This is a genomic window from Pseudomonas sp. MDT1-17, from assembly GCF_054898105.1.
In genome coordinates this window covers 1-26147 of the sequence record NZ_JBUBVM010000001.1, presented here as the reverse complement: position 1 = coordinate 26147, position 26147 = coordinate 1, and the positions used below count along the sequence as shown (strand labels likewise).

General features: G+C 55.8%; 13 protein-coding genes and 4 pseudogenes. 14 read left to right on the top strand and 3 right to left on the bottom strand.

Features of this window, described 5'->3' with window-relative positions; translation table 11 throughout:
• The first annotated feature begins 43 nt into the window (after positions 1-43).
• Positions 44-271: a type II toxin-antitoxin system RelB family antitoxin gene (gene relB / locus ACYZTX_RS00085; protein ID WP_005730594.1), complete on the top strand. Its 228-nt coding sequence runs from the start codon at positions 44-46 to the stop codon at positions 269-271.
• Complete coding sequence (locus ACYZTX_RS00080) at positions 255-509, top strand: type II toxin-antitoxin system RelE family toxin (protein ID WP_462032458.1); 255 nt, start codon at positions 255-257, stop codon at positions 507-509. Before relB ends, ACYZTX_RS00080 begins: the two co-directional genes overlap by 17 nt.
• Positions 510-808: 299 nt before the next feature.
• On the opposite strand, the gene ACYZTX_RS00075 is transcribed toward ACYZTX_RS00080, so the two are convergent.
• Positions 809-1786, bottom strand: coding sequence for an IS5 family transposase (locus ACYZTX_RS00075; protein WP_462032457.1), 978 nt, complete (start codon positions 1784-1786; stop codon positions 809-811).
• Between the two features lie 139 nt (positions 1787-1925).
• On the opposite strand from ACYZTX_RS00075, the pseudogene ACYZTX_RS00070 reads away from it, so the two are divergent.
• The 5 genes and pseudogenes from ACYZTX_RS00070 (at position 1926) to ACYZTX_RS00050 (ending at position 8547) form a co-directional block, all read left to right on the top strand.
• A pseudogene (locus ACYZTX_RS00070) lies at positions 1926-2518 on the top strand (recombinase family protein).
• Between the two features lie 1399 nt (positions 2519-3917).
• A complete protein-coding gene (locus ACYZTX_RS00065; protein ID WP_462032456.1) occupies positions 3918-4451 on the top strand; it encodes a Csu type fimbrial protein in 534 nt (177 codons plus the stop codon).
• A 4-nt stretch (positions 4452-4455) separates the two neighbouring features.
• Entirely contained in the window at positions 4456-5226 is a 771-nt protein-coding gene (locus ACYZTX_RS00060) for a fimbrial biogenesis chaperone (RefSeq protein ID WP_462032455.1), read from the top strand.
• 67 nt (positions 5227-5293) lie between these two features.
• Positions 5294-7564: a fimbria/pilus outer membrane usher protein gene (locus ACYZTX_RS00055; protein WP_462032454.1), complete on the top strand. Its 2271-nt coding sequence runs from the start codon at positions 5294-5296 to the stop codon at positions 7562-7564.
• Positions 7561-8547 (top strand): Csu type fimbrial protein, encoded by a 987-nt coding sequence (locus ACYZTX_RS00050; protein WP_462032453.1) that lies wholly within the window; start codon positions 7561-7563, stop codon positions 8545-8547. The genes ACYZTX_RS00055 and ACYZTX_RS00050 overlap by 4 nt, the downstream gene beginning before the upstream one ends.
• Before the next feature lie 298 nt (positions 8548-8845).
• On the opposite strand, the pseudogene ACYZTX_RS00045 reads toward ACYZTX_RS00050, so the two are convergent.
• A pseudogene (locus tag ACYZTX_RS00045) lies at positions 8846-10064 on the bottom strand (IS3 family transposase).
• A gap of 189 nt (positions 10065-10253) precedes the next feature.
• Between ACYZTX_RS00045 and ACYZTX_RS00040 the strand changes: the two are divergent.
• The 6 genes and pseudogenes from ACYZTX_RS00040 to ACYZTX_RS00015 all read left to right on the top strand — a co-directional run.
• Positions 10254-10594 (top strand): annotated as a pseudogene (locus ACYZTX_RS00040) (transposase); the annotation flags it as partial.
• A gap of 305 nt (positions 10595-10899) precedes the next feature.
• Positions 10900-11184 carry a hypothetical protein gene (locus ACYZTX_RS00035; RefSeq protein ID WP_462032452.1) on the top strand — a complete coding sequence of 95 codons (285 nt, stop codon included), beginning with the start codon at positions 10900-10902 and terminating at the stop codon, positions 11182-11184.
• 419 nt (positions 11185-11603) lie between these two features.
• A complete protein-coding gene (locus tag ACYZTX_RS00030; RefSeq protein ID WP_462032451.1) occupies positions 11604-11951 on the top strand; it encodes a DMT family transporter in 348 nt (115 codons plus the stop codon).
• A 2-nt stretch (positions 11952-11953) separates the two neighbouring features.
• Positions 11954-12283 (top strand): multidrug/spermidine efflux SMR transporter subunit MdtI, encoded by a 330-nt coding sequence (gene mdtI / locus ACYZTX_RS00025; RefSeq protein WP_462032450.1) that lies wholly within the window; start codon positions 11954-11956, stop codon positions 12281-12283.
• Positions 12284-12541: 258 nt separating this feature from the next.
• A complete protein-coding gene (locus ACYZTX_RS00020; protein ID WP_462032449.1) occupies positions 12542-12775 on the top strand; it encodes a group II intron maturase-specific domain-containing protein in 234 nt (77 codons plus the stop codon).
• Positions 12776-12891: 116 nt separating this feature from the next.
• A complete protein-coding gene (locus tag ACYZTX_RS00015; RefSeq protein WP_462032448.1) occupies positions 12892-13797 on the top strand; it encodes a cation diffusion facilitator family transporter in 906 nt (301 codons plus the stop codon).
• Positions 13798-13970: 173 nt separating this feature from the next.
• Here ACYZTX_RS00015 and ACYZTX_RS00010 read toward each other — a convergent pair.
• Positions 13971-14726, bottom strand: a pseudogene (locus ACYZTX_RS00010) (reverse transcriptase domain-containing protein); the annotation flags it as partial.
• Between the two features lie 902 nt (positions 14727-15628).
• Here ACYZTX_RS00010 and ACYZTX_RS00005 point away from each other — a divergent pair.
• On the top strand, positions 15629-26147 hold a 10519-nt coding region (locus ACYZTX_RS00005), incomplete at its 3' end, for an Ig-like domain-containing protein (RefSeq protein WP_462032447.1).

Below are 26147 nucleotides of genomic sequence, written 5' to 3'. Positions count from 1 at the left end.
TTTGTGATAACATGAATGCATGTATCACATGGGAGCTTTAGACATGGCCACTTCCATTCGCTTGGCACCCGAAACCGAGCAGCGCCTAGATTTTTTGGCGACAAGCACCGGGCGTACCAAGGCGTATTATCTGCGCGAAATCATCGATCATGGCCTGACTGACCTTGAGGATTACTACCTCGCGGCTGAAGTCCTGGAGCGTGTCCGTAAAAATACAGAGGTCGTTCACTCTGCTGCGGACGTAAGGAAAGACCTTGGCCTGGACGATTGATTACACCGACACGGCCAAAACACAGTTGCGGAAGCTCGACAAGCAGTCAGCGAAGCGCATTCTTGACTTTATGGATGAGCGGGTGTCCAGCAGGGATGATCCGAGAACTACTGGCAAGGCGCTTACAGGCCCATTGGGTGGCTTGTGGCGGTATCGCGTAGTAATCTGCGAGATTCAGGACGGCGCCTTACGGATACTGGTTGTACAGCTTGGCAACCGTCGAGAAGTTTACCGCTGAAACCAACGTAACCCGCTGTCGCGTCCAGTTGAAGTACACCTCAACCTAGCGTCAGGTGATTCACTCTCGCAGCGTCAGAATAGGGCCGCTGTCTGCATTTTCTGACGGCTTGGCGTCAACTTCTATGACCTCAACCTGACAGGTTGAATGCTTAGGGAAGGTCTGAAGTACCCACCGATTTTTGATGCCCTCACTACTTGAGGCTCAAAAAATCATAAGTCGGCGAAAATCAGGCCTTTCTTGTCCTTAATCCACGGTTCTTTCCTCTAATTGCACTGTTTCAGGGCAATTGGCCCGCATTACAGACGCACCTCGCCCATACCCATCAACCGTTTTCGCACCATCCACAAGTTCGACAAAGCGAACAACGTTGTCTGCTGCGCGATGTTTTTCGACAAACCACGAAAGCGCACTTTCGTATAACCAAACTGGCGCTTGATCACGCGAAACGGATGCTCAACCTTGGCCCGCACCTGCGCTTTCGCGTATTCGATCTTGCGTCGCATGCGCCCGATCAGACTCTTTTTTGCGTGCTTTTTATAGCTGCTTGGTCGGGCGGCAATCGACCAGATCATCTTGCGATCCTGATGCTCGGGACGTTTATCCACGCCGGTGTAACCGGCGTCGCCACACACGTAAATTTCCTCACCGTGCAGCAACTGATCGACCTGCGTCACGTCCGCCACATTGGCCGCCGTGCCCACCAGGCTATGCACCAAGCCGGATTCGGCATCGACGCCGATGTGCGCTTTCATACCAAAAAAATACTGATTCCCTTTCTTGGTTTGGTGCATTTCGGGATCGCGTTTACTGTCCTTGTTCTTGGTCGAACTCGGCGCGTGAATGATCGTCGCATCGACCACCGTGCCGTGACGCAACAGCAGGCCACGGTCGCCCAGATAGCCATTGATGACCTGCAAAATCCCGCCTGCCAACTCATGTTTTTCCAACAAGCGGCGGAAGTTGAGGATCGTGGTTTCATCGGGAATCCGATCCAGATTAAAGCCCGCGAACTGGCGCAGAATCGTCGTTTCATATAGTGATTCTTCCATCGCCGGATCGCTGTAGCCGAACCAGTTCTGCATCAAATGAACGCGCAACATGGCCATCAACGGATACGCCGGACGGCCCCCTTCGCCCTTTGGATAATGCGGCTCGATCAAAGTAACCAAGCCCTTCCAGGGCACGACCTGATCCATCTCGATCAGGAAGCGCTCGCGGCGGGTCTGCTTACGTTTGCCGGCGTACTCGGCATCGGCGAAGGACATCTGTTTCATCGGGGCTCAACCGTTCTGTTCATGAGGTGCGTATTTCACCAAATATGGAAGTCTTTTTCAGAGTTTCCTTAGCGAATGAAAGGGACTTCCCCGTCCTGAGGCCGTGGCGAAAGTCGCGAGTTGGCATCCAGGTGCCATGATGAAGTTTCAAACCTTCATTTATGCACGCGTCAGCACCCCGGACCAAACCACCGATAACCAAATCATGGAAATCGAAGCCGCGGGCTTCACGGTCAATCCACGGCGGATTGTCGTCGAATGCATCAGCGGCGGCATAGCCGCCAATGCCCGTCCCGCATTTTCCAAACTGATTGATCGTCTGGAACCTGACGACATTCTCATTGTGACCAAACTGGACCGCCTTGGACGCAACGCGATGGATCTGCGCGCCACCGTCGAACGCCTAGCAGGGGAGGGGGCCGGGTTTATTGCCTCGCCCTGGGCGGAATGGATCTCACCAGCCCGGCCGGCAAAATGACCATGGGCGTACTGGCGGCGGTGGCCGAGTTTGAACGGGATTTACTGATTGAGCGCACCCACGCGGGGTTAGCGCGCAGCCGGGCCAGTGGAGTTCGCTCGGGACGCCGTGAGGCACTGTCGCCGAGCAAGCAACTCGAAGTACTGGAGCAACTGACGACAGGGATCTCCGTTTCCAAACTGGCCAGAGACTATGCTACCTCCCGTCAAACCATTATCCGAATACGGGCAAAAGCCAATGCTGCCGCATCTTAGAAGAGAAGGGGAAAAGCCATAGAGAGGTAACGATTCAACGACTCTTCACGCTAAGCCTCAGACAGCCGATAATGAAGTTACAAGCTATTTAAACGGATTTCATTTAAATCAACAATCCTGCTCACTTGAGTATAAATACCCTGGAGGGTCTTATGTCTTTGATCATTGAGTATCGCGCGACCGAAGCCGCGATTAAACATCTTCCATAACAATATGAGCTTCACTGTGCATACAGTACTCCAGACTGAACTTTATTTCCCCCTTCCTGAGTGCCCACCTCCTCATCGGAAGTAGAGTTTGTAATGCATGTCCGTGCAAGAGTAATAAATGATTATATATAACTTTATATTGGAGTTATCCAGTCGGTTAAAAGATGTCAATGAGCCATGCACGAAAAGGTCATTCGTTTGGGGTAATGAAGGGGGAGGGGCTTTGCAAAATTAAATGTCGTCGAATTGGACTTTGGCCCACACCAAGCCTACAAGTCGTTTTTCCGGACAGCAGGCAGAAAAAACCCGGGGGAGCCCAGGTTTAAAGACCTTTTCTGCCTAGAGGAACGAAACGCACTGAGGCAATCAGCAAGGGGGCGTGCTTCCCACAACAGGGGCTGATCGTTCCAGTAACCGTGGATTCGTTCCATATCCCAAGCCGCAGGTTGACAGCTGGTGTATCGTTTCAGCTTTTTCCCGCGCGACTAAATAATCACAAGTTATTCCAGCCCGACAGTTGCCAGCGAGTCGGTACCGTATGGCATGATGTCTCACTGATGTAAGGCTAGAACAGCATCACCAAGCGCTGAGCGCGAGCAAGGGAGTCCCGCATCTTCAACCCCACTATTCGGTCAGGCTGGACGAGTCGGAATAGCCATCGGTCTGTGCCATCGCATGGCCGTGCCGGACCTCGATAATCCACTTATTATATGCCACCTCATTAATCATTGAGTAAACAAGCAGTTTATTATTTCCACCAAAGTTGGCATCCCATTCATCTAGCAATAAAAGGGGTGTGAAGTCCATCGGACTCGGTAACGTACGCTAGCGTACGATTATTCCCGAACTCTAAAGCGCCCCTACTTGTTGTTAAGTGCTCAAAACGCAAAATAACCGACCCTCGAGGTGAATAGTTGTGATTTTTAATGGCGGCCTCGTGAATTTCTCATCTGTTACGTGCGGGCCTTCATTAAACACCTAGACTTACATATTATGACCTTTCGGTGCTGGCTTTAAATTTTTCCATCTGTAAGCAATATAAGAGGCGGCATAGACGTGCGATGCATTTATTAGAGGTCCCTGATGAAAAATGGTTGTGTTACGGCTTTGTTGAGCATCAGCCCGTAAATGCAGCGGCGCTTTCGCTGCAGAAATCGTTAAAAATTAACTGGTAGGTAATAGGGGGTTTCATGCACATCAACAAGAAGACACTAATAAAAGCGTTGGTTTTTATATCCTGTTCCGGTCTAATCCAAGGTGTCAGTGCTGCCACCGCGACGGGGACGCTGCCCGTCACATTAACCTTGACCAAGTCGTGTTCGGTTCTCACCCCCACACCCATAACCTTCGGCCCAGTAGACGCAACTACTATCGTTAATAGCGGTGCTAGCGCCACCGGAACCTTTAAGGTGCAATGTTCAAAAACCACACCGTACTTTATCGGTTTAACATCCCTGAATGCGAGTGCCAATACAACGGGTATCGGTAGTTTGATAGGAACAGGTCCAAATACCGATACTGTGGCATATCAACTTCGCCAGACCTCAGCCTCTGGCTCCATTTGGGGCAATACCGCCACCGCCACCATCGTGGGTAATGGTGTCGCGGGAACAGGAAACGGTGCGGCGCAAACGATTAGCGTCTACGCGAGTATTGCGGCTCTTACGACTGCACCCACTCCCGATACTTATAGCGATACCGTCACCGTCACCGTGAATTATTAATTCGATGGACAATCTGCACCGACGCCCGAACACCAGCCTTAAACTGCATAGTTTGTTGCTTTCTGCATTTCTTATGTTGACTCAGACGGTACAAGCAGCGGGCCTGCAGGTAACACCTATTGGGCTTAGCCTTTCCGCGGTGCAACCTGCCGACGGGCTTTGGTTGAGCAATACCGGAGAGGCCCGAATCAGCACCCAGATTCGGGTATTTCGCTGGACCCAAGTGAATGGGGAGGACCGACTTACCCCCTCCAATGAGTTGGTCGTCAGCCCCCCTATGGTGCAACTGGCTGCCGGCGAGCGCCAACTGGTGAGAGTGATACACACTGGGAAATTATCTTTTGAGCCCGTTGGCGCGGAGCGCACCTATCGCCTGAAAATCGATGAACTTCCCCTCCCTTTAGTAGGCGCGCCCAAAGGCTTGCAGTTTGTCCTCAATTACAGCTTGCCGGTTTTCGTGCAACCCTCCAGTGGCATAGCTCCGAGGCCGATCCTACAGTGGAGCCTGAAACGCGACGGCGAACAGGTTGTATTACAGGTGAGCAACAGCGGTCCCGCTCATGCGCAATTAGCCGCATTGAGTTTTCTTCAAGCCTCCGGCAATCGCTACGACATCACCCCAGGATTACTGGGCTATGTACTGCCAGGTTCCATTATGCGCTGGGTGCTCAAGAGTCCCGCCAGCGCCTTTGCAGGCGGTGGAACGCTTGAGGTTATGATCAATGGCGAGCAGAGCAAGCAGCCGCTGTCCTTGGTGGTTGATCCTTCTCGCTGAGTTGGCGCCATTAAGTTTTATGGGCGCGGTGCACTCCGCGGCCTTGGCTACTGAAGGTGTTGAGCGAATGATAACCAGCAAAACACCGGGGCCTAATATGCCTCTGTACTTGGACGTCGTTCTCAACGGAACCCGCGTGGGCCTGCTGCCTTTTGATCTACGCGAGGGCCATCTTTACGCGACCAAGGCTAACTTGGAGAAAATCGGTTTTAACTTGAGTAATAGCAAAAAGTTCCCGTCTGACTCTTTATCTTTGCAGAACATGGAGGGGCTACAGTACAACTATGACGAACGGGGCCAACGCATCACATTCACCGTGGCATTAGACCTGCTCAATCTTTCTACGACCATACTGAATGCTCCGCTGCAGAAAGCCAGCATCGCCAGCACAGCACCTGGAATGTTACTCAATTATAGCCTGCATGCCGCCGGACAGAGGGATTCGACCTACAGCCTTGGCGGTTTTGCTGAACTGCGGGCCTTTGGTGCGGTGGGACTGTTAAGCAACAGTGGTTTGATACAGATGTATCATGGCGAACTGACGCCACTGTCTAACAGTCATATCCGGCTGGATAGTACCTGGAGTTACTCCATGCCCGAAGACATGCTGACCGTGCGTTTGGGCGACATGCTGACTACCTCACAGTCCTGGTCGCGTCCAACACGGATAGCGGGCATCCAATTGGGTCGCAATTTTGGTTTGCAACCCTATCGTACCAATACCCCTTTGGCGGCCTTTATCGGCTCGGCGACTTTGCCTTCTGAAGTCGAGCTGTATGTTGATGGTCTGCGTCAATACAGCGGCAAGGTACCTGCTGGCCCTTTTCAGCTTACCAGTCCACCTATGATCAATGGTGCCGGTACGGCGCAACTAATGGTGACTGATGCCTTAGGCCATGCCACCACCCTGGACTTTGCCTTGTACAACAGCCAGCAACTCTTGCAACGGGGAGTGTCGGATGGGGCGGCAGAGCTGGGATTCGTCCGCGAAAACTATGGCCTGAGCTCCTTCGACTACGATGATAAGCCGGTTGCCAGTGGAACTTGGCGCTATGGCGTGAGTGATCGGTTAACCGCCGAAATACAGGCCCAAGGTAACACTGAACTGGGTAATGCCGGAATCGGTGCCGTCAGCCTTCTGGGTGAGCGCGGCGGTGTGCTGTCCGGCTCTCTCGCGCGCAGCCGCCATGCTGGGCACAACGGTTTTCAGTACAGCACAGGCTACAGTTGGAACAATCGGCGCTACAACCTTGATGCCGATATCACCCGCACCCAGGGAGAGTATGCCGACATCGCCTCGTTATACGATGCACCGATTCCAGAACTCAGCGCCCGTGCCCTGGCAGGCTATAGCACTTCCTTAATGGGGAATGTAGGGGTCAGTTATATGCACTTGCGCCATGCGCGCAGGCCGGCCGATCGCTTTGCCAGTCTTTATTGGTCGAAGACGCTAAACCGCGCGCTATCGATGAACCTTAGCCTTAATCAAAACCTCGATGAAAGTAAGGACCGTAGCTTGGCTTTGGGTTTCACTCTCAATTGGGGCAGCACCAGCGTCAGCAGCGGCTTACGTCGTTACAACGCAATGACTCAACTCTCACTGGATGCCAGCCAGGCCCTGCCCAGCCAAGGCGGCTGGGGGTGGCGTACCAGCCTACTGGACGGAGCTGGCCTGCGGAGTGCCCAGGCCCAGCTCGACTATCTCGGCCCATATGGTCAGGTGGATGTGGGAGGCAGCTCCCTCAACGACGATCTGTACGGTTATGCCGATGCCCGTGGGGCGCTGGTCTTGATGGATAGTCAAGTATTCGCCAGCAGCAGCATCGAGGACGGGTTCGCGGTGGTTAGCACCGACGGGGTGGCCGGCGTACCGATCAAACTGGAAAACAACCTGGTTGGCAAGACCGATAGCCAAGGCAGGCTATTGCTCCAACCATTACGGGCCTATCAAAATAACCAGGTGGAAATCGATCCGCTGTCCCTGCCGGCCAATCTTCGCATTAAGCAAGTCCAGGCCATGGTCACCCCAAGTGACCGTGCTGGCGCCTTAGTGCATTTTGCCATCGAGCCCATAAGGGCCGCGGTTGTGATTTTGATCGACCCACGGGGCCAGCCGCTACCGCTGGGTAGCCAGGTCCATCTGCGCGGGAAGGTCTCGGACGAGACCGCCATAGTGGGCTTTGATGGCGCCACCTATCTGGAGACACTGCAAACGAACAACACCCTTGAGGTCACTACGCCCAGCGGGGTTTGCCAGGTGTCGTTCAACTTTGTGTCCGAGGATGACAGCATCCCGCAACTCGGCCCGTTCACCTGCCTGGAGAACACTGCGACATGAGTTCATCCCGCTGGTTGAGTCATTTATCGTTATGGAAACTTGTAGCGTTTTGGTTGCCGGCCATTTCAACGCACGCAGCAATCAACTGCAGCATTGCCATGTCGCCGTTGTCCTTCGGCAACATTAACGTATTGACCGCAAGCGCCGTCGCTACAGCGACCCTCAGTTACAGCTGTACCAACACTAACCCTCAGCCCGTACATGTAAATTTCTGCGCCAATATTGGCAATGGCGGCAGTGGGTTGCAAGGGTCGAACCGACTGATGAGTGGGCCATCGAGCTCGACATTGCAGTTTCAGCTGTACCGCGACAGTGCACGCACTCAGTTATGGGGATCGATGTTGTCTTCGGTTAACCCAACACCCTACAACGCCATCTTTGTAGTGTCGGGGAACGGTACTACCAGCGGCAGCGCCACCCTGTATGGGCAAGTAATCGCGGCACAACCAGCGCCCTTGGCGGGTAACTACAACAGCAGCTTTGGCAGCTCCAACGATGCGGTGGTAACTATACAAACCGCAAACGGCAACAGTAACGCTCCAGCGTCCTGCGGTCAAACAGTGACACCTTATACTTTCCCCTTCACCGTGACCGCCAACATTACCAATCATTGTCTTATCAATGCGGTCAGCGCGCTTAATTTTGGCAGCCAGGGGTTGCTGAGCGCAGCGGTCTACAACACGGCGACACTGACTACCCAATGCACCAATGGCACCCCCTACTCCATCAGCCTAGACAACGGACTGAATGCCAACGGTGCGGTACGCAGAATGTTAGGTCCTAACAGCGAGTTGCTCACCTATGAACTCTATCGCGACAGCAACCGTACCTTGCGCTGGGGTAGCATTGTAAATACCGATACCCTATCGGTGACTGGCAATGGCTCTCCGCAGGTGACCACCGTGTACGGGCTGGTTCCCGCTCAAATAACTCCACCGCCAGGTACGTACTCTGATACCGTAACTGTAAGTGTCACCTATTGAGTGTAAACACCCATGGAGGGTGCTTTGAACAAAACGACACTTATGTCACATAAAATTTTCAGCAATTGCACCGCCACTGATATTTGTCACGGGAATTTGAGCGACAGAGGGCGATGGACGCCGGGCGGAACTGGTCGAGGCGATTGGTCGCGCTAGGAATGGCAGTCACCTGCCACCCCCCGCACAGATCCGTACGTGCAGAAGTACCGCATACGGCTCCTGCCTTGGGTTTTGGCGCCGAAGCGGGTTATGGGATACGGGTGGACTTGCCCCTACAAAACCGGACACCAACTCCCCGTTAAATTGTTGCTGCCGCCAAGCGCCTGAACTCTCTCGGTGAGCGATAGTTTAAGGCGCTGTGCGGATGCTGCTCGTTGTAGTGTTCGAAGGCAATGGCCAGGTTACGCAACGCTGTTTCCCGATCAGGCTTGGGCATGTGCGCCACGTAATCACGCTTGATCGTCTTCACAAAGCTCTCTGCCATGCCGTTGCTCTGCGGACTGCGCACAGGTGTGGTCACCGGTTGCAAACCGATCTGCCGAGCAAACAGGCGCGTCTGTTCGGCCGTGTATGCCGAGCCGTTATCGCTTAGCCACTGTACCGGCGTGGTGGGCAGTTGATCACCAAAGCGCTTCTCCACGCTTTCCAGCATCAAGTCGCGGATATCATCGCCGCTGTACCCGGTCGGGCTGGCGACCCAGCCGATGGCTTCGCGATCACAGCAATCCAGGCGAAGGTCACGCTCAGTTTTGCGCCGTCCTCGCAGCGGAACTCAAAGCCGTCCGAGCACCAACGCGTATCGCTGGTTTCCACGGCAATACGGCCTTCGTGCCGACGCGGCACGCCGGGCTGTTTGATCCGGCGTTCAAGCAAAAGGTTGTGGTCACGCATCACCCGGTAAACCCGCTTCACGTTGATCGCTGGCAGCAACTGGGTTTCACGGGCGCGACGCAGCAATCCCCAGACACGACGGTAGCCATAGCTGGGCAGCTCGCTGACCTGTTGCTGGATTTCGACCACCAGCGCAGCATCGTCCACAGGCCTGCTTCGCCGTACTTTGGGCGATACCGATTGCTTGATTCGAACCGTTAATTGCGAGCGCGCCACACCGAGACATTCGCTGACCAGCTTCACTGATCGTCCCCCGGCAACAAGGGTGAGTGCGCAATCCATTTTCGCGACCGGGCAATCTCCACGGCCTCTTTGAGGACTTCTGCTTCCATCGTTTTCTTGCCCAGCATCCGTTGCAGTTCACGGATCTGCTTGAGCGCATCACTCAGCTCGGAGGCCGGCACCACGGCCTCGCCAGCACTGACCGCCGACAGGCTGCCGTCCTGGTAAAGCTTGCGCCACAGGAACAGCTGGTAGGCATTTATGCCGTTGCGCCGGGCCATCACCGAAACGCTTTGTCCGGGCTCAAGGCTCTCGCGAACCATGGCCAGTTTTTGCTCTGGGCTCCAGCGGCGGCGCCGCTCCTGACCCAAAAGCTCCCCACTCTTATCGTTGCTATTAGTCATAAACATAACCGTTTGCCTATCCCTTGTCGTAAGGGGGAAACGGTGTCCTGTCTTTCATGGGGCTCGTTCAACGGGTGCATAGTTAGCTCGCGTGGAGAGGGTATGAACAACCGGGCTAGGGAAACTCTGAAAAAGACTTCCAGATTTGGTGAAATATGCACCTCACATGAACAGAACGGTTGAGCCCCGATGAAACAGATGTCCTTCGCCGATGCCGAGTATGCCGGAAAGCGTAAGCAGACCCGCCGCGAGCGCTTCCTGATCGAGATGGATCAGGTCGTGCCCTGGAAGGGCTTGGTTACTTTGATCGAGCCGCATTATCCAAAGGGCGAAGGGGGCCGTCCGGCGTATCCGTTGATGGCCATGTTGTGCGTTCATTTGATGCAGAACTGGTTCGGCTACAGCGATCCGGCGATGGAAGAAGCACTTTACTAACCCCGATCCTGCGCCAGTTCTCGGGGCTGCATCTGGATCAGACTCCCGATGAAACCACGATCCTCAATTTCCGGCGCCTCCTGAAAGCGCAGGAGAGTGTCAGCAGACATTTTTAATGTGTGCTTAGGCTAAGATTTTAATTCATAAATTTGCTCTGCATGAAAAGGGGTGAATTTGGCAGGTCGGGCCGAAACTGCGAATTTCTTTTCGCTATAGTTCTCCCTAAGAGCCTGCTTGCAAACCAAAGTTGAAAACGATTTTTTCAGGGGCGCTGTATCAGAGCGTGTTTTCGAAGAAGCCGTCGTATCGTCAAACGCTTCATGGCTGTCATCAAGGCTTGCTCTGAGCTGCATCCTGCATCCAGGCGGCCACGCCTTTCATACCCACTAACGAGGTCATCATGCATACAAAAGCAGAGTTAGCAGTGGCGGATGTCCTGATGGCTGCCAGGGCACTCAACGATTTTCGCAATCAGGTCATGGCCATCCTGCAGCATGGCGTGCCGTACCCGCTTGACGACAGGGAGCGGGTTGAACTGAAGCAGGCCATCAAACTCCTGCGGCGCACGCTGGACTCGGTCGATCCGTTCATTTTCGACACTATTCATCAGGTCAACAAATCTGCCAATGAACCACCTTTACGTCTGGTGCATGGGATCTTCAGTGGTCCCCCAGGTGCAAGATGAGTTGACGGGTGGGGCAACCCGGCCAAGTCGATCGCGGCGCAGTAATAGAAAAAAATTACGTCGATAAGCAGGTAGCCTTGGTTTGTATCTCGTGGTCATCAGGCCGAGTTGGACAAGGGCTGAAGCCGCTTTTAAGTATTCGAGGTGGCTTACATGATACGCATTGTAAATAGCTAATTCACTACAAGTGCGATGGCGCAGGTTCGACGTCGCGCCACTCGGCGGAATGATAGATATCGGTAGGAAACTTAGTTGTTCGAGGGGACAACCCGATTCTTTGATCATTCCTACCGAATAGTTATGGCTGTCGTCACTACGCTTCTGTTTATCGGGGCGTTGATGACCACCTGGTTGTTATACTGCTACGAATCGAGCGCTGCCTCTACCGCGGCGTAGCATTAATCAAGAGGAGAAATCATATGGTACGCGTCAATCTGGCGCCCTGGCTATTCCTTCTAGCCGCCGTAGTTTCGGAAATTGTGGGCGTTGCCACGATGAAGCTAGTGTCGCAGGAAGACCATTGGGGTGGTTTTTTGTTGATGTACTTCATGATCGGAATGTCATTCGCATTTCTCGCCATGGCCATGAAACATCTATCCATGGCGGTGGCTTATGCCACTTGGGAAACCTTGGGGTTAGTGGCTATTACATTCATCGGTTACCTCTATTTCGAAGAAAGCCTCGGTGCCGTCAAAGTATTAGGCATGATTGTTTTGATCGCAGGAGTTATATTGGTTAATTTTGATAGCCCGCCGGGTAAGGAGTAAATATGCAAAATGCTCATTGGGTGCACTATTTCTTCATGGCAGTCGCCATTATATTGGAAGTTGCCGCCAACATTTTCGTCAATGCATCACAGGGGTGGCGCCGCCGATGGCTAGGTATTATCGGAATTATATGCATTTTGGCTTCGTTCACAGCACTAGCCCAGGCCGTGAAAGGTATCGATCTGTCTATTGCCTATGCACTATGGGGCGGGACAGGTATCGTACTAACGAGCGTTGCAGGATGGTTTTTATTCAAGCAGAAACTAGGCCGTAAAGCATGTCTTGGAATCGTGCTAATTGTCATTGGGATGTCGTTGCTAAAATTTTCATGAGCAATTTTGCTCGTATGTGTCCCTACTGATTTTACTAATCATAGAATCAAATAATGAGATGCGCTTATTCGGAGATTTTTCCAATACTACTGCAGGTTGGGTGTCTGAAAGTTCGAGGTGCACATAAGAACAACTAAGAAAAGTCTGATTTTCGACCGACTTATGATTTTTTGAGCCTCAAGTAGCGAGGACCTTAAAAAGAAGTGGGTACTTCAGACCTTCCTTAGGAGCTCCAAGGGTGAGCTCTTTCGTAAGTGCATGCCGGGAGCATCGATGAGGGCAATGCGCAAAATGGTAAACGCCATCAAACACTGGCGCATTCATCGATCCACGACTGATGACTTGAGTGATTTTTCTCGCAGGTACAATGCTGTGATTCGAGGATGGGTCGAATACTACGGTAAATTCTGGTATCGGAACTTCAGCTACCTGTTGTGGAGAGCATTGCAATCGCGCCTACTCAAATGGATGATTTGCAAGTACCAAATCTAGTGGGTTTCGAATTGGTGTGACGGAAATTTCTGGGGTTCCGGCTTACATCCCAACAAGGTTCATTCCACCCTGAAAACCCTCAGCACCAGCAATTTATAGGTTTGGCAGGAAGAGATATGAGTAACCGAGCTGAGCAGGCACTGCTCAAACAATCGACTATCCTAATGTTAGCCGTGGCGATCGCCGGGATTGTCACGGGTGTGATGTCAGGCTCCCAATCCATTTTATTCGATGGCTTTTTCTCGCTGATCGCGACCTTTATCAAGGTGCTGATGCTGATCACGGCCAAGCTGATCGCCAAGAAAAGCAACGACCGGTTCCAGTTCGGCTACTGGCACCTAGAGCCCATGGTGTTGCTGATCGAGGGCAGTTTCCTGTTGTTGATCGCCATTTACGCCTTTCTCAACGGTGTGTTCGGCATTATCAATGGTGGACGCGACATCGAGCTGGGACTGGTGATCATCTACGCGGCGGTGTTTACCGTCCTCGAGTTCGCCTACTTCTTCTATGTGCGCCACCGCAACCGTAAGCTCCAATCGTCGCTGATCCAGTTCGACAACATCAGTTGGCTGGTGGACGCAATGCTTTCCGTGGGCTTGCTGGTGAGCTTCCTAGTCGCGTTGCTGCTCAAGTCTCGTGGCTATGGCGAGTGGGCGGCGTATGTCGACCCATTGATTCTGATCCTGCTGGCCCTGAGCATTCTAGCGCCAGCCTTGAAGATCCTGCGCCCGGCCCTGAGCGATGTGCTGGGGATCGCCCCGGACCAGTTGGACGACAAGGTGCGCGAAGTGATGGATGCGGCCCAGGCCCGTCATGGTTTCGATGACTATGTGTCCTACGTGCAGAAGCACGGGCGGGCGCGGTTTATCGAGATTCATGTGGTATTGCCGGCGGATTACCCGGTGGATAAGGTCGCAACGCTCGATGGGCTGCGTGAAGAGATATCCGCAGGACTGGGTAAGGCGGATGCGGCGCGTTGGTTGACGATCAGCTTTACCGCGGATCGTAAGTGGATTACTTGAGGGGCAGTTAGACCGGCGGAGGCTATCGCAGCAGAGGTATTTACACAAATCCCGATCCTAGTCTATAAAAGGACGGCATGGATATTATAGGCATAGGAGGCGGCCGTCTGGCCGCGCCCCCTGCCACACCACCCAGCATGCGGGTCCGCGCCGGGCGGTTCGAGAAGTTGAGGTCAGCAGAGTCGAGGTAGACCCAGTCGGTCGAACCACGCCACCGTAAGCACTCCATGGATTGGACCGACACTGTTGTGCCAGAACCTGTGGCTGTTACCGGATATTGCCGCTGCCAAATCAGGGTTTGCTCCAAGTTTGCGCAGTTCACGGTACGTTCTCCTTCCGGTTTTCCATTGTTTGAGCTGGATGGCCCTGAGTCGTCGACGTATCCATTCATCGAACCGGTGCCAGAGGCGAGGGGGTTGCGATAAACCGAAGTACGCTTTCCAAGCCAGTAGGTACAGTCTCAGACCTTCCGCCACTTGCGACATGCTTCGGCCTCCATTACGAGATGTCAGCTGTCGGACGCGGCTATTGAGCGTCTGCAGCGCTTTGCTTGCCACCCAGCGTTTGACCTCGCCTAGAGCCGACAGCCAAAATCCGTAGCCCAGAAACTTGCGGCCAAACGCACTGGCAATCGCGCTCTTGCTCTCGTTCACTTGCAGCCTAAGTCGGTCATAAAGGCGACGGAGCACTGCCATTACTCGCTGATCGGCCTTGTGACTGTGCACGTAGACATTCGCATCGTCCGCGTACCTGACGAAGCAATGGCCTCGTCGCTCCAACTCCTTGTCCACCTCGTCCAGCAATACATTGGCCAGCAATGGTGAAAGAGGGCCGCCTTGCGGCGTCTCTCGTTCACTGGCTACCACTACGCCATCGATCAACGTCCCGCTGTTCAGATAAGCCCGTCCCAGACGCAGGACGTCTCGGTCGGTTAATGGCGTCCAGAGCAATGGTGACTTGACGGTGGGTCGTGGTGCGTTGCTTATAGCCATCATAAATGAGGGCAGCCGATTGTTGGTCACGTGACTGTCGCACTAGGCGGGATGCTGAGTGAGAGTAGGCTTGTCATTAAGCCGATCACTCCTGTTGATCCCGGAGACATTGATTCCCTCTAGTCCTCCATCGTTGGAGTTCCACTCAGCGCGCTGATGTCCGTGGCCGGCCAGTAAACCGAAAATTTCCGGCGACGGATTTGAAGCCATGCGATGGGCCTCCGCCAGGTTATGGCCGCTGCAGATGCCGGTTAAAAAGCTGCATGCGACGATCAAATGGATAGTGGCGCCAAGTACTGAAGAGGGGCGCTTGGATTTGTACGCCTTGAGTCGTGCCTTGGTGAGACGTAATGCTTGAGCACTCTGGTCCCCCTCGGGTCAGCCTCCGAGGCGCGAACGGGAGTGCTGATTACGTTGTGTGGCCCGGTTACGGTAAGGGGCGTGCGGCTTCGGCTGCTCCCCAAAGAGTCAGGTGAATCACGGCTTTTCACCGTTTTTGCGATCGTTCAGATGCTGATTGCAGCTATAAAGTGCGCCATCAACTTTGACGTACGATGGTTATGCACAGTCCAATTTTAGGCTTTTCTCACCATAAAAAAGCAGGCGCGTTTCGCAAGACGGCATTCCTTTGCTTAGCCCTCCAGTTTTTTAGTATTGCCAGTGCGGTCGCATCTCCTGTCGCGGAGCGTGCTGCGCACGCAGTGCGTGAAAAAAGTCAAATGGTCTCCCTGGATCAGCAGTATGTCCTAGTAGTGCCTTCTGATCATGAAACACTAAATAGCATTGCTACCCGATTCGCCGTGCCCGAGCCCTCGTTGCAGGCTTTGCATGACCAGGCCATGCAATTGGGTTGGACCGGCCAAGCCCTAATGGTGCCTCGCCAGAGCTCCGGGGAGTCACGTTTATACCCAGCCTATATCACCCACACCCTCGCCGCTGGTGAAACGCTGGGTTCTTTGGCGGTCAAAGTCAATCGATCTGAACCAGAGCTGCGCCGGCTCAACGCAATGGTATTGGGTGAGCCTACCGTTAGCACGCTTCAGGCGGGTGAAGTTTTATTGATCCCGGCAGTCGCGCAGCAATCAAAAGCCATAAAAGGCTCCAAAGCCGTCCAGGGCATTGACTCGCCCCAAAACCAGCAGGACTTTGAGACGCTTTTGGCCAAGATGGCCTCTGATGCCGGCAATGCGTATGAGCGCCAAGCGCGCAACAGTCGCCAAGGCGCGGGCAATTTTTTTGCTCAGCATGGCGCTACCTCGGCCACCAACGCACTCACCAATCTGATGTCTTCCTCTGTTGAAGAAGCTTTGGCGCCTTACGGGCGCGCCAAGATTGGTCTGCGCGCGAATGCGCGCACCAATGATGTCGATCTGAGCGTGGATTATCTGCACCCCATTGCCCAGAGCGATAAGGGCATTCTGTTTGCTCAGGTGGGCACTCGTACGTTCGACAATCGCAATTTAGCCAACGTCGGCGTGGGCTATCGACGGTTGGTCAATCCTGATCTGATGCTGGGCGGCAACACATTTTTTGATCATGATTTCACGCGCAGCCATACCCGCGCCGGCGTGGGTTTGGAGATGTGGGGCAACTCCGCGCGGCTGGCGACCAACGCCTATGCACCCATCGGTCCGTGGAAAAAGTCCGATCAGCAAAGGTTGAATTCCGATCCTAACCGTTTGAACCTGTTTGAGCGGCCGGCGGCCGGCTGGGATGCGCGTGCCGAAGCACTGATTCCAGGCGTGCCACAATTGTCTGCCACCGCTCAGTATTTTCAGTGGAAGGGCCAAGGCGTGGACGCTTTTGGAGCGGGCAAGTTGAAGAAAGATCCGGCGGGCCATGGTGTCGGGCTGAAATGGCAGCCGATGCCGCTGTTGGGCTTTACCTCTGAGCATCAAAGGCTCCAAGGGGGCGGCGGACAGTTCACTTTCGGCATGAACCTGAACTGGAGCTTTGATCGCGATCTAAAGAAACAAACGCGTTCCGAGCAATCCGCCGCCATGAGGCCGCTCGTATTGGCCAAGCAGGATTTTGTCGACCGCAATTACAATGTGGTGTTGAACTACGAAGAGCAGGCCAAGTACCGGGATTTCGGGTTCATCTCTCAAACTGTGGTCGTGCAAGCTAGTTCGCCGTCGGGCACTCCAGTGACCCAAGCCTCGCCAACGCTGCGGGGCACTCCCACAGCAGGAATCGTGCGCTACGAGTTGGCAAACAATACCGCTCTGGTGACGATTGATCCCCAGTCGGGTGTAATCACCGTAGCACCTGGTGCCGAGAGCCAACAGGTCACTGTCATTGCACGGCTCTTTATGCCGCGTCTGGCCTCCCTGGACGGCAGCCGAGGTGTGGTTGAAAAAATGCTGGCCACCACCGGTGACGCCTTGCGCGTGATGGCTGGCTTCTTTATTGACACGGCGTATGCCGCTGAAAATCAGGGTATTCCGCAAAACTACATCGAAGTCGCTGATACCAGCTACCACTTAGCTGTCATCGAAGGGCAGCTTGTTATTGGCTCCATCGAGTTGGCGGTTGTTAACGATCGCTCGCCGGCTAACGGCAGCACGCTAAACATGGTGAGCGCGAACGTTTGGGATGACAGGGGTAATCCGGTCGCTGACACCGAGGTGAGCTTCACATTAACCAATTCTATGGCGCGGGATACGCAGGTTGCTGTGACCGATGCAGGTGGTGTGGCGAACTTGAGCTTTGCCAGCCAGGTAGCTGGAAAGGTGACGGTTACGGGCGAAGCCAATAGTCAAGCCCATGCTGTTGATGTTCATTTCATACCGGACGTCGGGTCGGCAAAACTTACCCTTTCGTCCAATAAAGATGAAGCAACGGCGGGCAAGGATGAAGTGATTCTGAGCGGAACGCTTATTGACGAAAACAAAAATCCGGTGGGCGGTGTCACGGTAGGGTTTGACGCGACAATTGAAGAGTCGGCGGAGAAAAAGCCGACGGTTCTTCGCAGTTTCATTACTGATGAGCAGGGCCGCTTCCGCGTTACGCTCCGGAGCGATTACGCCGGGAGAGTATGGGTTACTGCACGCATAGACAGTGAATTGAACCAAGAGAAAACTGTCAGTGAAAAAGTTTTTGTTCTCTTTCGGGCCGACCAAGCCACAGCGCGGATTGTTTCGTTAACCCCAGTCCCTGCGAGCGGCGATGTTGCGGCCAACGGTCAGGCGGTGCACTCGGCGACGGCAACCGTGACGGATGAGCAGGGCAACCTGCTGTCCGGTGCGCAGCTGACGTTTGAGCATGCCGACTCGGTGAGCGCGAATGCGGCGCAGACCGGTACGGACGGCACGACGTTGGTGACCTTTACCAGCAAAATGGCTGGCGAAGTCAAACTGACAGCGAAAGTGGGCAGCAGTTCGCAGGCAGTCACACTGAGCTTTGTGGCCGATGCGGCCACGCCGTACTTGCGTTCCCTGACGATGGTGACGACGGGTAATAAAACTGCCGATGGCAAGGATCAGCATGAAGCCTTGGCGATCCTGGAGGATGGCCACGGCAACCTGTTGTCCGGTGCGACCTTGACGTTCACAGAAGTGGAAGGTCTTACCCCAGCGTCCGGTGCCAGTGATGAACATGGCCAGTTGGAAGTGAAATTTGCCAGTACCGCGTCCGGTCCGGTGGTCCTGACGGCCAAAGCCGCGAATGGGCTTGCGCAGACGGTTAAAGGCTCGTTCGTGGCCGATGCGGCCACGCCGCACTTGCGTTCCCTGACGATGGTGACGACGGGTAATAAAACCGCCGATGGCAAGGATCAGCATGAAGCCTTGGCGATCCTGGAGGATGGCCACGGCAACCTGTTGTCCGGTGCGACCTTGACGTTCACAGAAGTGGAAGGTCTTACCCCAGCGTCCGGTGCCAGTGATGAACATGGCCAGTTGGAAGTGAAATTTGCCAGTACCGCGTCCGGTCCGGTGGTCCTGACGGCCAAAGCCGCGAATGGGCTTGCGCAGACGGTTAAAGGCTCGTTCGTGGCCGATGCGGCCACGCCGTACTTGCGTTCCCTGACGATGGTGACGACGGGTAATAAAACTGCCGATGGCAAGGATCAGCATGAAGCCTTGGCGATCCTGGAGGATGGCCACGGCAACCTGTTGTCCGGTGCGACCTTGACGTTCACAGAAGTGGAAGGTCTTACCCCAGCGTCCGGTGCCAGTGATGAACATGGCCAGTTGGAAGTGAAATTTGCCAGTACCGCGTCCGGTCCGGTGGTCCTGACGGCCAAAGCCGCGAATGGGCTTGCGCAGACGGTTAAAGGCTCGTTCGTGGCCGATGCGGCCACGCCGTACTTGCGTTCCCTGACGATGGTGACGACGGGTAATAAAACTGCCGATGGCAAGGATCAGCATGAAGCCTTGGCGATCCTGGAGGATGGCCACGGCAACCTGTTGTCCGGTGCGACCTTGACGTTCACAGAAGTGGAAGGTCTTACCCCAGCGTCCGGTGCCAGTGATGAACATGGCCAGTTGGAAGTGAAATTTGCCAGTACCGCGTCCGGTCCGGTGGTCCTGACGGCCAAAGCCGCGAATGGGCTTGCGCAGACGGTTGAAGGCTCGTTCGTGGCCGATGCGGCCACGCCGCACTTGCGTTCCCTGACGATGGTGACGACGGGTAATAAAACCGCCGATGGCAAGGATCAGCATGAAGCCTTGGCGATCCTGGAGGATGGCCACGGCAACCTGTTGTCCGGTGCGACCTTGACGTTCACAGAAGTGGAAGGTCTTACCCCAGCGTCCGGTGCCAGTGATGAACATGGCCAGTTGGAAGTGAAATTTGCCAGTACCGCGTCCGGTCCGGTGGTCCTGACGGCCAAAGCCGCGAATGGGCTTGCGCAGACGGTTAAAGGCTCGTTCGTGGCCGATGCGGCCACGCCGCACTTGCGTTCCCTGACGATGGTGACGACGGGTAATAAAACCGCCGATGGCAAGGATCAGCATGAAGCCTTGGCGATCCTGGAGGATGGCCACGGCAACCTGTTGTCCGGTGCGACCTTGACGTTCACAGAAGTGGAAGGTCTTACCCCAGCGTCCGGTGCCAGTGATGAACATGGCCAGTTGGAAGTGAAATTTGCCAGTACCGCGTCCGGTCCGGTGGTCCTGACGGCCAAAGCCGCGAATGGGCTTGCGCAGACGGTTAAAGGCTCGTTCGTGGCCGATGCGGCCACGCCGCACTTGCGTTCCCTGACGATGGTGACGACGGGTAATAAAACCGCCGATGGCAAGGATCAGCATGAAGCCTTGGCGATCCTGGAGGATGGCCACGGCAACCTGTTGTCCGGTGCGACCTTGACGTTCACAGAAGTGGAAGGTCTTACCCCAGCGTCCGGTGCCAGTGATGAACATGGCCAGTTGGAAGTGAAATTTGCCAGTACCGCGTCCGGTCCGGTGGTCCTGACGGCCAAAGCCGCGAATGGGCTTGCGCAGACGGTTGAAGGCTCGTTCGTGGCCGATGCGGCCACGCCGCACTTGCGTTCCCTGACGATGGTGACGACGGGTAATAAAACCGCCGATGGCAAGGATCAGCATGAAGCCTTGGCGATCCTGGAGGATGGCCACGGCAACCTGTTGTCCGGTGCGACCTTGACGTTCACAGAAGTGGAAGGTCTTACCCCAGCGTCCGGTGCCAGTGATGAACATGGCCAGTTGGAAGTGAAATTTGCCAGTACCGCGTCCGGTCCGGTGGTCCTGACGGCCAAAGCCGCGAATGGGCTTGCGCAGACGGTTAAAGGCTCGTTCGTGGCCGATGCGGCCACGCCGCACTTGCGTTCCCTGACGATGGTGACGACGGGTAATAAAACCGCCGATGGCAAGGATCAGCATGAAGCCTTGGCGATCCTGGAGGATGGCCACGGCAACCTGTTGTCCGGTGCGACCTTGACGTTCACAGAAGTGGAAGGTCTTACCCCAGCGTCCGGTGCCAGTGATGAACATGGCCAGTTGGAAGTGAAATTTGCCAGTACCGCGTCCGGTCCGGTGGTCCTGACGGCCAAAGCCGCGAATGGGCTTGCGCAGACGGTTGAAGGCTCGTTCGTGGCCGATGCGGCCACGCCGCACTTGCGTTCCCTGACGATGGTGACGACGGGTAATAAAACTGCCGATGGCAAGGATCAGCATGAAGCCTTGGCGATCCTGGAGGATGGCCACGGCAACCTGTTGTCCGGTGCGACCTTGACGTTCACAGAAGTGGAAGGTCTTACCCCAGCGTCCGGTGCCAGTGATGAACATGGCCAGTTGGAAGTGAAATTTGCCAGTACCGCGTCCGGTCCGGTGGTCCTGACGGCCAAAGCCGCGAATGGGCTTGCGCAGACGGTTAAAGGCTCGTTCGTGGCCGATGCGGCCACGCCGCACTTGCGTTCCCTGACGATGGTGACGACGGGTAATAAAACCGCCGATGGCAAGGATCAGCATGAAGCCTTGGCGATCCTGGAGGATGGCCACGGCAACCTGTTGTCCGGTGCGACCTTGACGTTCACAGAAGTGGAAGGTCTTACCCCAGCGTCCGGTGCCAGTGATGAACATGGCCAGTTGGAAGTGAAATTTGCCAGTACCGCGTCCGGTCCGGTGGTCCTGACGGCCAAAGCCGCGAATGGGCTTGCGCAGACGGTTGAAGGCTCGTTCGTGGCCGATGCGGCCACGCCGCACTTGCGTTCCCTGACGATGGTGACGACGGGTAATAAAACTGCCGATGGCAAGGATCAGCATGAAGCCTTGGCGATCCTGGAGGATGGCCACGGCAACCTGTTGTCCGGTGCGACCTTGACGTTCACAGAAGTGGAAGGTCTTACCCCAGCGTCCGGTGCCAGTGATGAACATGGCCAGTTGGAAGTGAAATTTGCCAGTACCGCGTCCGGTCCGGTGGTCCTGACGGCCAAAGCCGCGAATGGGCTTGCGCAGACGGTTAAAGGCTCGTTCGTGGCCGATGCGGCCACGCCGCACTTGCGTTCCCTGACGATGGTGACGACGGGTAATAAAACCGCCGATGGCAAGGATCAGCATGAAGCCTTGGCGATCCTGGAGGATGGCCACGGCAACCTGTTGTCCGGTGCGACCTTGACGTTCACAGAAGTGGAAGGTCTTACCCCAGCGTCCGGTGCCAGTGATGAACATGGCCAGTTGGAAGTGAAATTTGCCAGTACCGCGTCCGGTCCGGTGGTCCTGACGGCCAAAGCCGCGAATGGGCTTGCGCAGACGGTTAAAGGCTCGTTCGTGGCCGATGCGGCCACGCCGCACTTGCGTTCCCTGACGATGGTGACGACGGGTAATAAAACTGCCGATGGCAAGGATCAGCATGAAGCCTTGGCGATCCTGGAGGATGGCCACGGCAACCTGTTGTCCGGTGCGACCTTGACGTTCACAGAAGTGGAAGGTCTTACCCCAGCGTCCGGTGCCAGTGATGAACATGGCCAGTTGGAAGTGAAATTTGCCAGTACCGCGTCCGGTCCGGTGGTCCTGACGGCCAAAGCCGCGAATGGGCTTGCGCAGACGGTTAAAGGCTCGTTCGTGGCCGATGCGGCCACGCCGCACTTGCGTTCCCTGACGATGGTGACGACGGGTAATAAAACCGCCGATGGCAAGGATCAGCATGAAGCCTTGGCGATCCTGGAGGATGGCCACGGCAACCTGTTGTCCGGTGCGACCTTGACGTTCACAGAAGTGGAAGGTCTTACCCCAGCGTCCGGTGCCAGTGATGAACATGGCCAGTTGGAAGTGAAATTTGCCAGTACCGCGTCCGGTCCGGTGGTCCTGACGGCCAAAGCCGCGAATGGGCTTGCGCAGACGGTTAAAGGCTCGTTCGTGGCCGATGCGGCCACGCCGCACTTGCGTTCCCTGACGATGGTGACGACGGGTAATAAAACCGCCGATGGCAAGGATCAGCATGAAGCCTTGGCGATCCTGGAGGATGGCCACGGCAACCTGTTGTCCGGTGCGACCTTGACGTTCACAGAAGTGGAAGGTCTTACCCCAGCGTCCGGTGCCAGTGATGAACATGGCCAGTTGGAAGTGAAATTTGCCAGTACCGCGTCCGGTCCGGTGGTCCTGACGGCCAAAGCCGCGAATGGGCTTGCGCAGACGGTTGAAGGCTCGTTCGTGGCCGATGCGGCCACGCCGCACTTGCGTTCCCTGACGATGGTGACGACGGGTAATAAAACTGCCGATGGCAAGGATCAGCATGAAGCCTTGGCGATCCTGGAGGATGGCCACGGCAACCTGTTGTCCGGTGCGACCTTGACGTTCACAGAAGTGGAAGGTCTTACCCCAGCGTCCGGTGCCAGTGATGAACATGGCCAGTTGGAAGTGAAATTTGCCAGTACCGCGTCCGGTCCGGTGGTCCTGACGGCCAAAGCCGCGAATGGGCTTGCGCAGACGGTTAAAGGCTCGTTCGTGGCCGATGCGGCCACGCCGCACTTGCGTTCCCTGACGATGGTGACGACGGGTAATAAAACCGCCGATGGCAAGGATCAGCATGAAGCCTTGGCGATCCTGGAGGATGGCCACGGCAACCTGTTGTCCGGTGCGACCTTGACGTTCACAGAAGTGGAAGGTCTTACCCCAGCGTCCGGTGCCAGTGATGAACATGGCCAGTTGGAAGTGAAATTTGCCAGTACCGCGTCCGGTCCGGTGGTCCTGACGGCCAAAGCCGCGAATGGGCTTGCGCAGACGGTTAAAGGCTCGTTCGTGGCCGATGCGGCCACGCCGCACTTGCGTTCCCTGACGATGGTGACGACGGGTAATAAAACTGCCGATGGCAAGGATCAGCATGAAGCCTTGGCGATCCTGGAGGATGGCCACGGCAACCTGTTGTCCGGTGCGACCTTGACGTTCACAGAAGTGGAAGGTCTTACCCCAGCGTCCGGTGCCAGTGATGAACATGGCCAGTTGGAAGTGAAATTTGCCAGTACCGCGTCCGGTCCGGTGGTCCTGACGGCCAAAGCCGCGAATGGGCTTGCGCAGACGGTTGAAGGCTCGTTCGTGGCCGATGCGGCCACGCCGCACTTGCGTTCCCTGACGATGGTGACGACGGGTAATAAAACTGCCGATGGCAAGGATCAGCATGAAGCCTTGGCGATCCTGGAGGATGGCCACGGCAACCTGTTGTCCGGTGCGACCTTGACGTTCACAGAAGTGGAAGGTCTTACCCCAGCGTCCGGTGCCAGTGATGAACATGGCCAGTTGGAAGTGAAATTTGCCAGTACCGCGTCCGGTCCGGTGGTCCTGACGGCCAAAGCCGCGAATGGGCTTGCGCAGACGGTTAAAGGCTCGTTCGTGGCCGATGCGGCCACGCCGCACTTGCGTTCCCTGACGATGGTGACGACGGGTAATAAAACCGCCGATGGCAAGGATCAGCATGAAGCCTTGGCGATCCTGGAGGATGGCCACGGCAACCTGTTGTCCGGTGCGACCTTGACGTTCACAGAAGTGGAAGGTCTTACCCCAGCGTCCGGTGCCAGTGATGAACATGGCCAGTTGGAAGTGAAATTTGCCAGTACCGCGTCCGGTCCGGTGGTCCTGACGGCCAAAGCCGCGAATGGGCTTGCGCAGACGGTTAAAGGCTCGTTCGTGGCCGATGCGGCCACGCCGCACTTGCGTTCCCTGACGATGGTGACGACGGGTAATAAAACTGCCGATGGCAAGGATCAGCATGAAGCCTTGGCGATCCTGGAGGATGGCCACGGCAACCTGTTGTCCGGTGCGACCTTGACGTTCACAGAAGTGGAAGGTCTTACCCCAGCGTCCGGTGCCAGTGATGAACATGGCCAGTTGGAAGTGAAATTTGCCAGTACCGCGTCCGGTCCGGTGGTCCTGACGGCCAAAGCCGCGAATGGGCTTGCGCAGACGGTTGAAGGCTCGTTCGTGGCCGATGCGGCCACGCCGCACTTGCGTTCCCTGACGATGGTGACGACGGGTAATAAAACTGCCGATGGCAAGGATCAGCATGAAGCCTTGGCGATCCTGGAGGATGGCCACGGCAACCTGTTGTCCGGTGCGACCTTGACGTTCACAGAAGTGGAAGGTCTTACCCCAGCGTCCGGTGCCAGTGATGAACATGGCCAGTTGGAAGTGAAATTTGCCAGTACCGCGTCCGGTCCGGTGGTCCTGACGGCCAAAGCCGCGAATGGGCTTGCGCAGACGGTTAAAGGCTCGTTCGTGGCCGATGCGGCCACGCCGCACTTGCGTTCCCTGACGATGGTGACGACGGGTAATAAAACCGCCGATGGCAAGGATCAGCATGAAGCCTTGGCGATCCTGGAGGATGGCCACGGCAACCTGTTGTCCGGTGCGACCTTGACGTTCACAGAAGTGGAAGGTCTTACCCCAGCGTCCGGTGCCAGTGATGAACATGGCCAGTTGGAAGTGAAATTTGCCAGTACCGCGTCCGGTCCGGTGGTCCTGACGGCCAAAGCCGCGAATGGGCTTGCGCAGACGGTTAAAGGCTCGTTCGTGGCCGATGCGGCCACGCCGCACTTGCGTTCCCTGACGATGGTGACGACGGGTAATAAAACTGCCGATGGCAAGGATCAGCATGAAGCCTTGGCGATCCTGGAGGATGGCCACGGCAACCTGTTGTCCGGTGCGACCTTGACGTTCACAGAAGTGGAAGGTCTTACCCCAGCGTCCGGTGCCAGTGATGAACATGGCCAGTTGGAAGTGAAATTTGCCAGTACCGCGTCCGGTCCGGTGGTCCTGACGGCCAAAGCCGCGAATGGGCTTGCGCAGACGGTTAAAGGCTCGTTCGTGGCCGATGCGGCCACGCCGCACTTGCGTTCCCTGACGATGGTGACGACGGGTAATAAAACTGCCGATGGCAAGGATCAGCATGAAGCCTTGGCGATCCTGGAGGATGGCCACGGCAACCTGTTGTCCGGTGCGACCTTGACGTTCACAGAAGTGGAAGGTCTTACCCCAGCGTCCGGTGCCAGTGATGAACATGGCCAGTTGGAAGTGAAATTTGCCAGTACCGCGTCCGGTCCGGTGGTCCTGACGGCCAAAGCCGCGAATGGGCTTGCGCAGACGGTTGAAGGCTCGTTCGTGGCCGATGCGGCCACGCCGCACTTGCGTTCCCTGACGATGGTGACGACGGGTAATAAAACTGCCGATGGCAAGGATCAGCATGAAGCCTTGGCGATCCTGGAGGATGGCCACGGCAACCTGTTGTCCGGTGCGACCTTGACGTTCACAGAAGTGGAAGGTCTTACCCCAGCGTCCGGTGCCAGTGATGAACATGGCCAGTTGGAAGTGAAATTTGCCAGTACCGCGTCCGGTCCGGTGGTCCTGACGGCCAAAGCCGCGAATGGGCTTGCGCAGACGGTTAAAGGCTCGTTCGTGGCCGATGCGGCCA

Excerpts from the sequence above, each read along its gene's own strand:
- relB (WP_005730594.1), top strand. The coding sequence starts at position 44 with ATGGCCACTTCCATTCGCTTGGCACCCGAAACCGAGCAGCGCCTAGAT.
- ACYZTX_RS00075 (WP_462032457.1), bottom strand. The coding sequence starts at position 1,786 with ATGAAACAGATGTCCTTCGCCGATGCCGAGTACGCCGGCAAACGTAAG.
- ACYZTX_RS00065 (WP_462032456.1), top strand. The coding sequence starts at position 3,918 with ATGCACATCAACAAGAAGACACTAATAAAAGCGTTGGTTTTTATATCC.
- ACYZTX_RS00060 (WP_462032455.1), top strand. The coding sequence starts at position 4,456 with ATGGACAATCTGCACCGACGCCCGAACACCAGCCTTAAACTGCATAGT.
- ACYZTX_RS00055 (WP_462032454.1), top strand. The coding sequence starts at position 5,294 with ATGATAACCAGCAAAACACCGGGGCCTAATATGCCTCTGTACTTGGAC.
- ACYZTX_RS00050 (WP_462032453.1), top strand. The coding sequence starts at position 7,561 with ATGAGTTCATCCCGCTGGTTGAGTCATTTATCGTTATGGAAACTTGTA.
- ACYZTX_RS00035 (WP_462032452.1), top strand. The coding sequence starts at position 10,900 with ATGCATACAAAAGCAGAGTTAGCAGTGGCGGATGTCCTGATGGCTGCC.
- ACYZTX_RS00030 (WP_462032451.1), top strand. The coding sequence starts at position 11,604 with ATGGTACGCGTCAATCTGGCGCCCTGGCTATTCCTTCTAGCCGCCGTA.
- mdtI (WP_462032450.1), top strand. The coding sequence starts at position 11,954 with ATGCAAAATGCTCATTGGGTGCACTATTTCTTCATGGCAGTCGCCATT.
- ACYZTX_RS00020 (WP_462032449.1), top strand. The coding sequence starts at position 12,542 with ATGCCGGGAGCATCGATGAGGGCAATGCGCAAAATGGTAAACGCCATC.
- ACYZTX_RS00015 (WP_462032448.1), top strand. The coding sequence starts at position 12,892 with ATGAGTAACCGAGCTGAGCAGGCACTGCTCAAACAATCGACTATCCTA.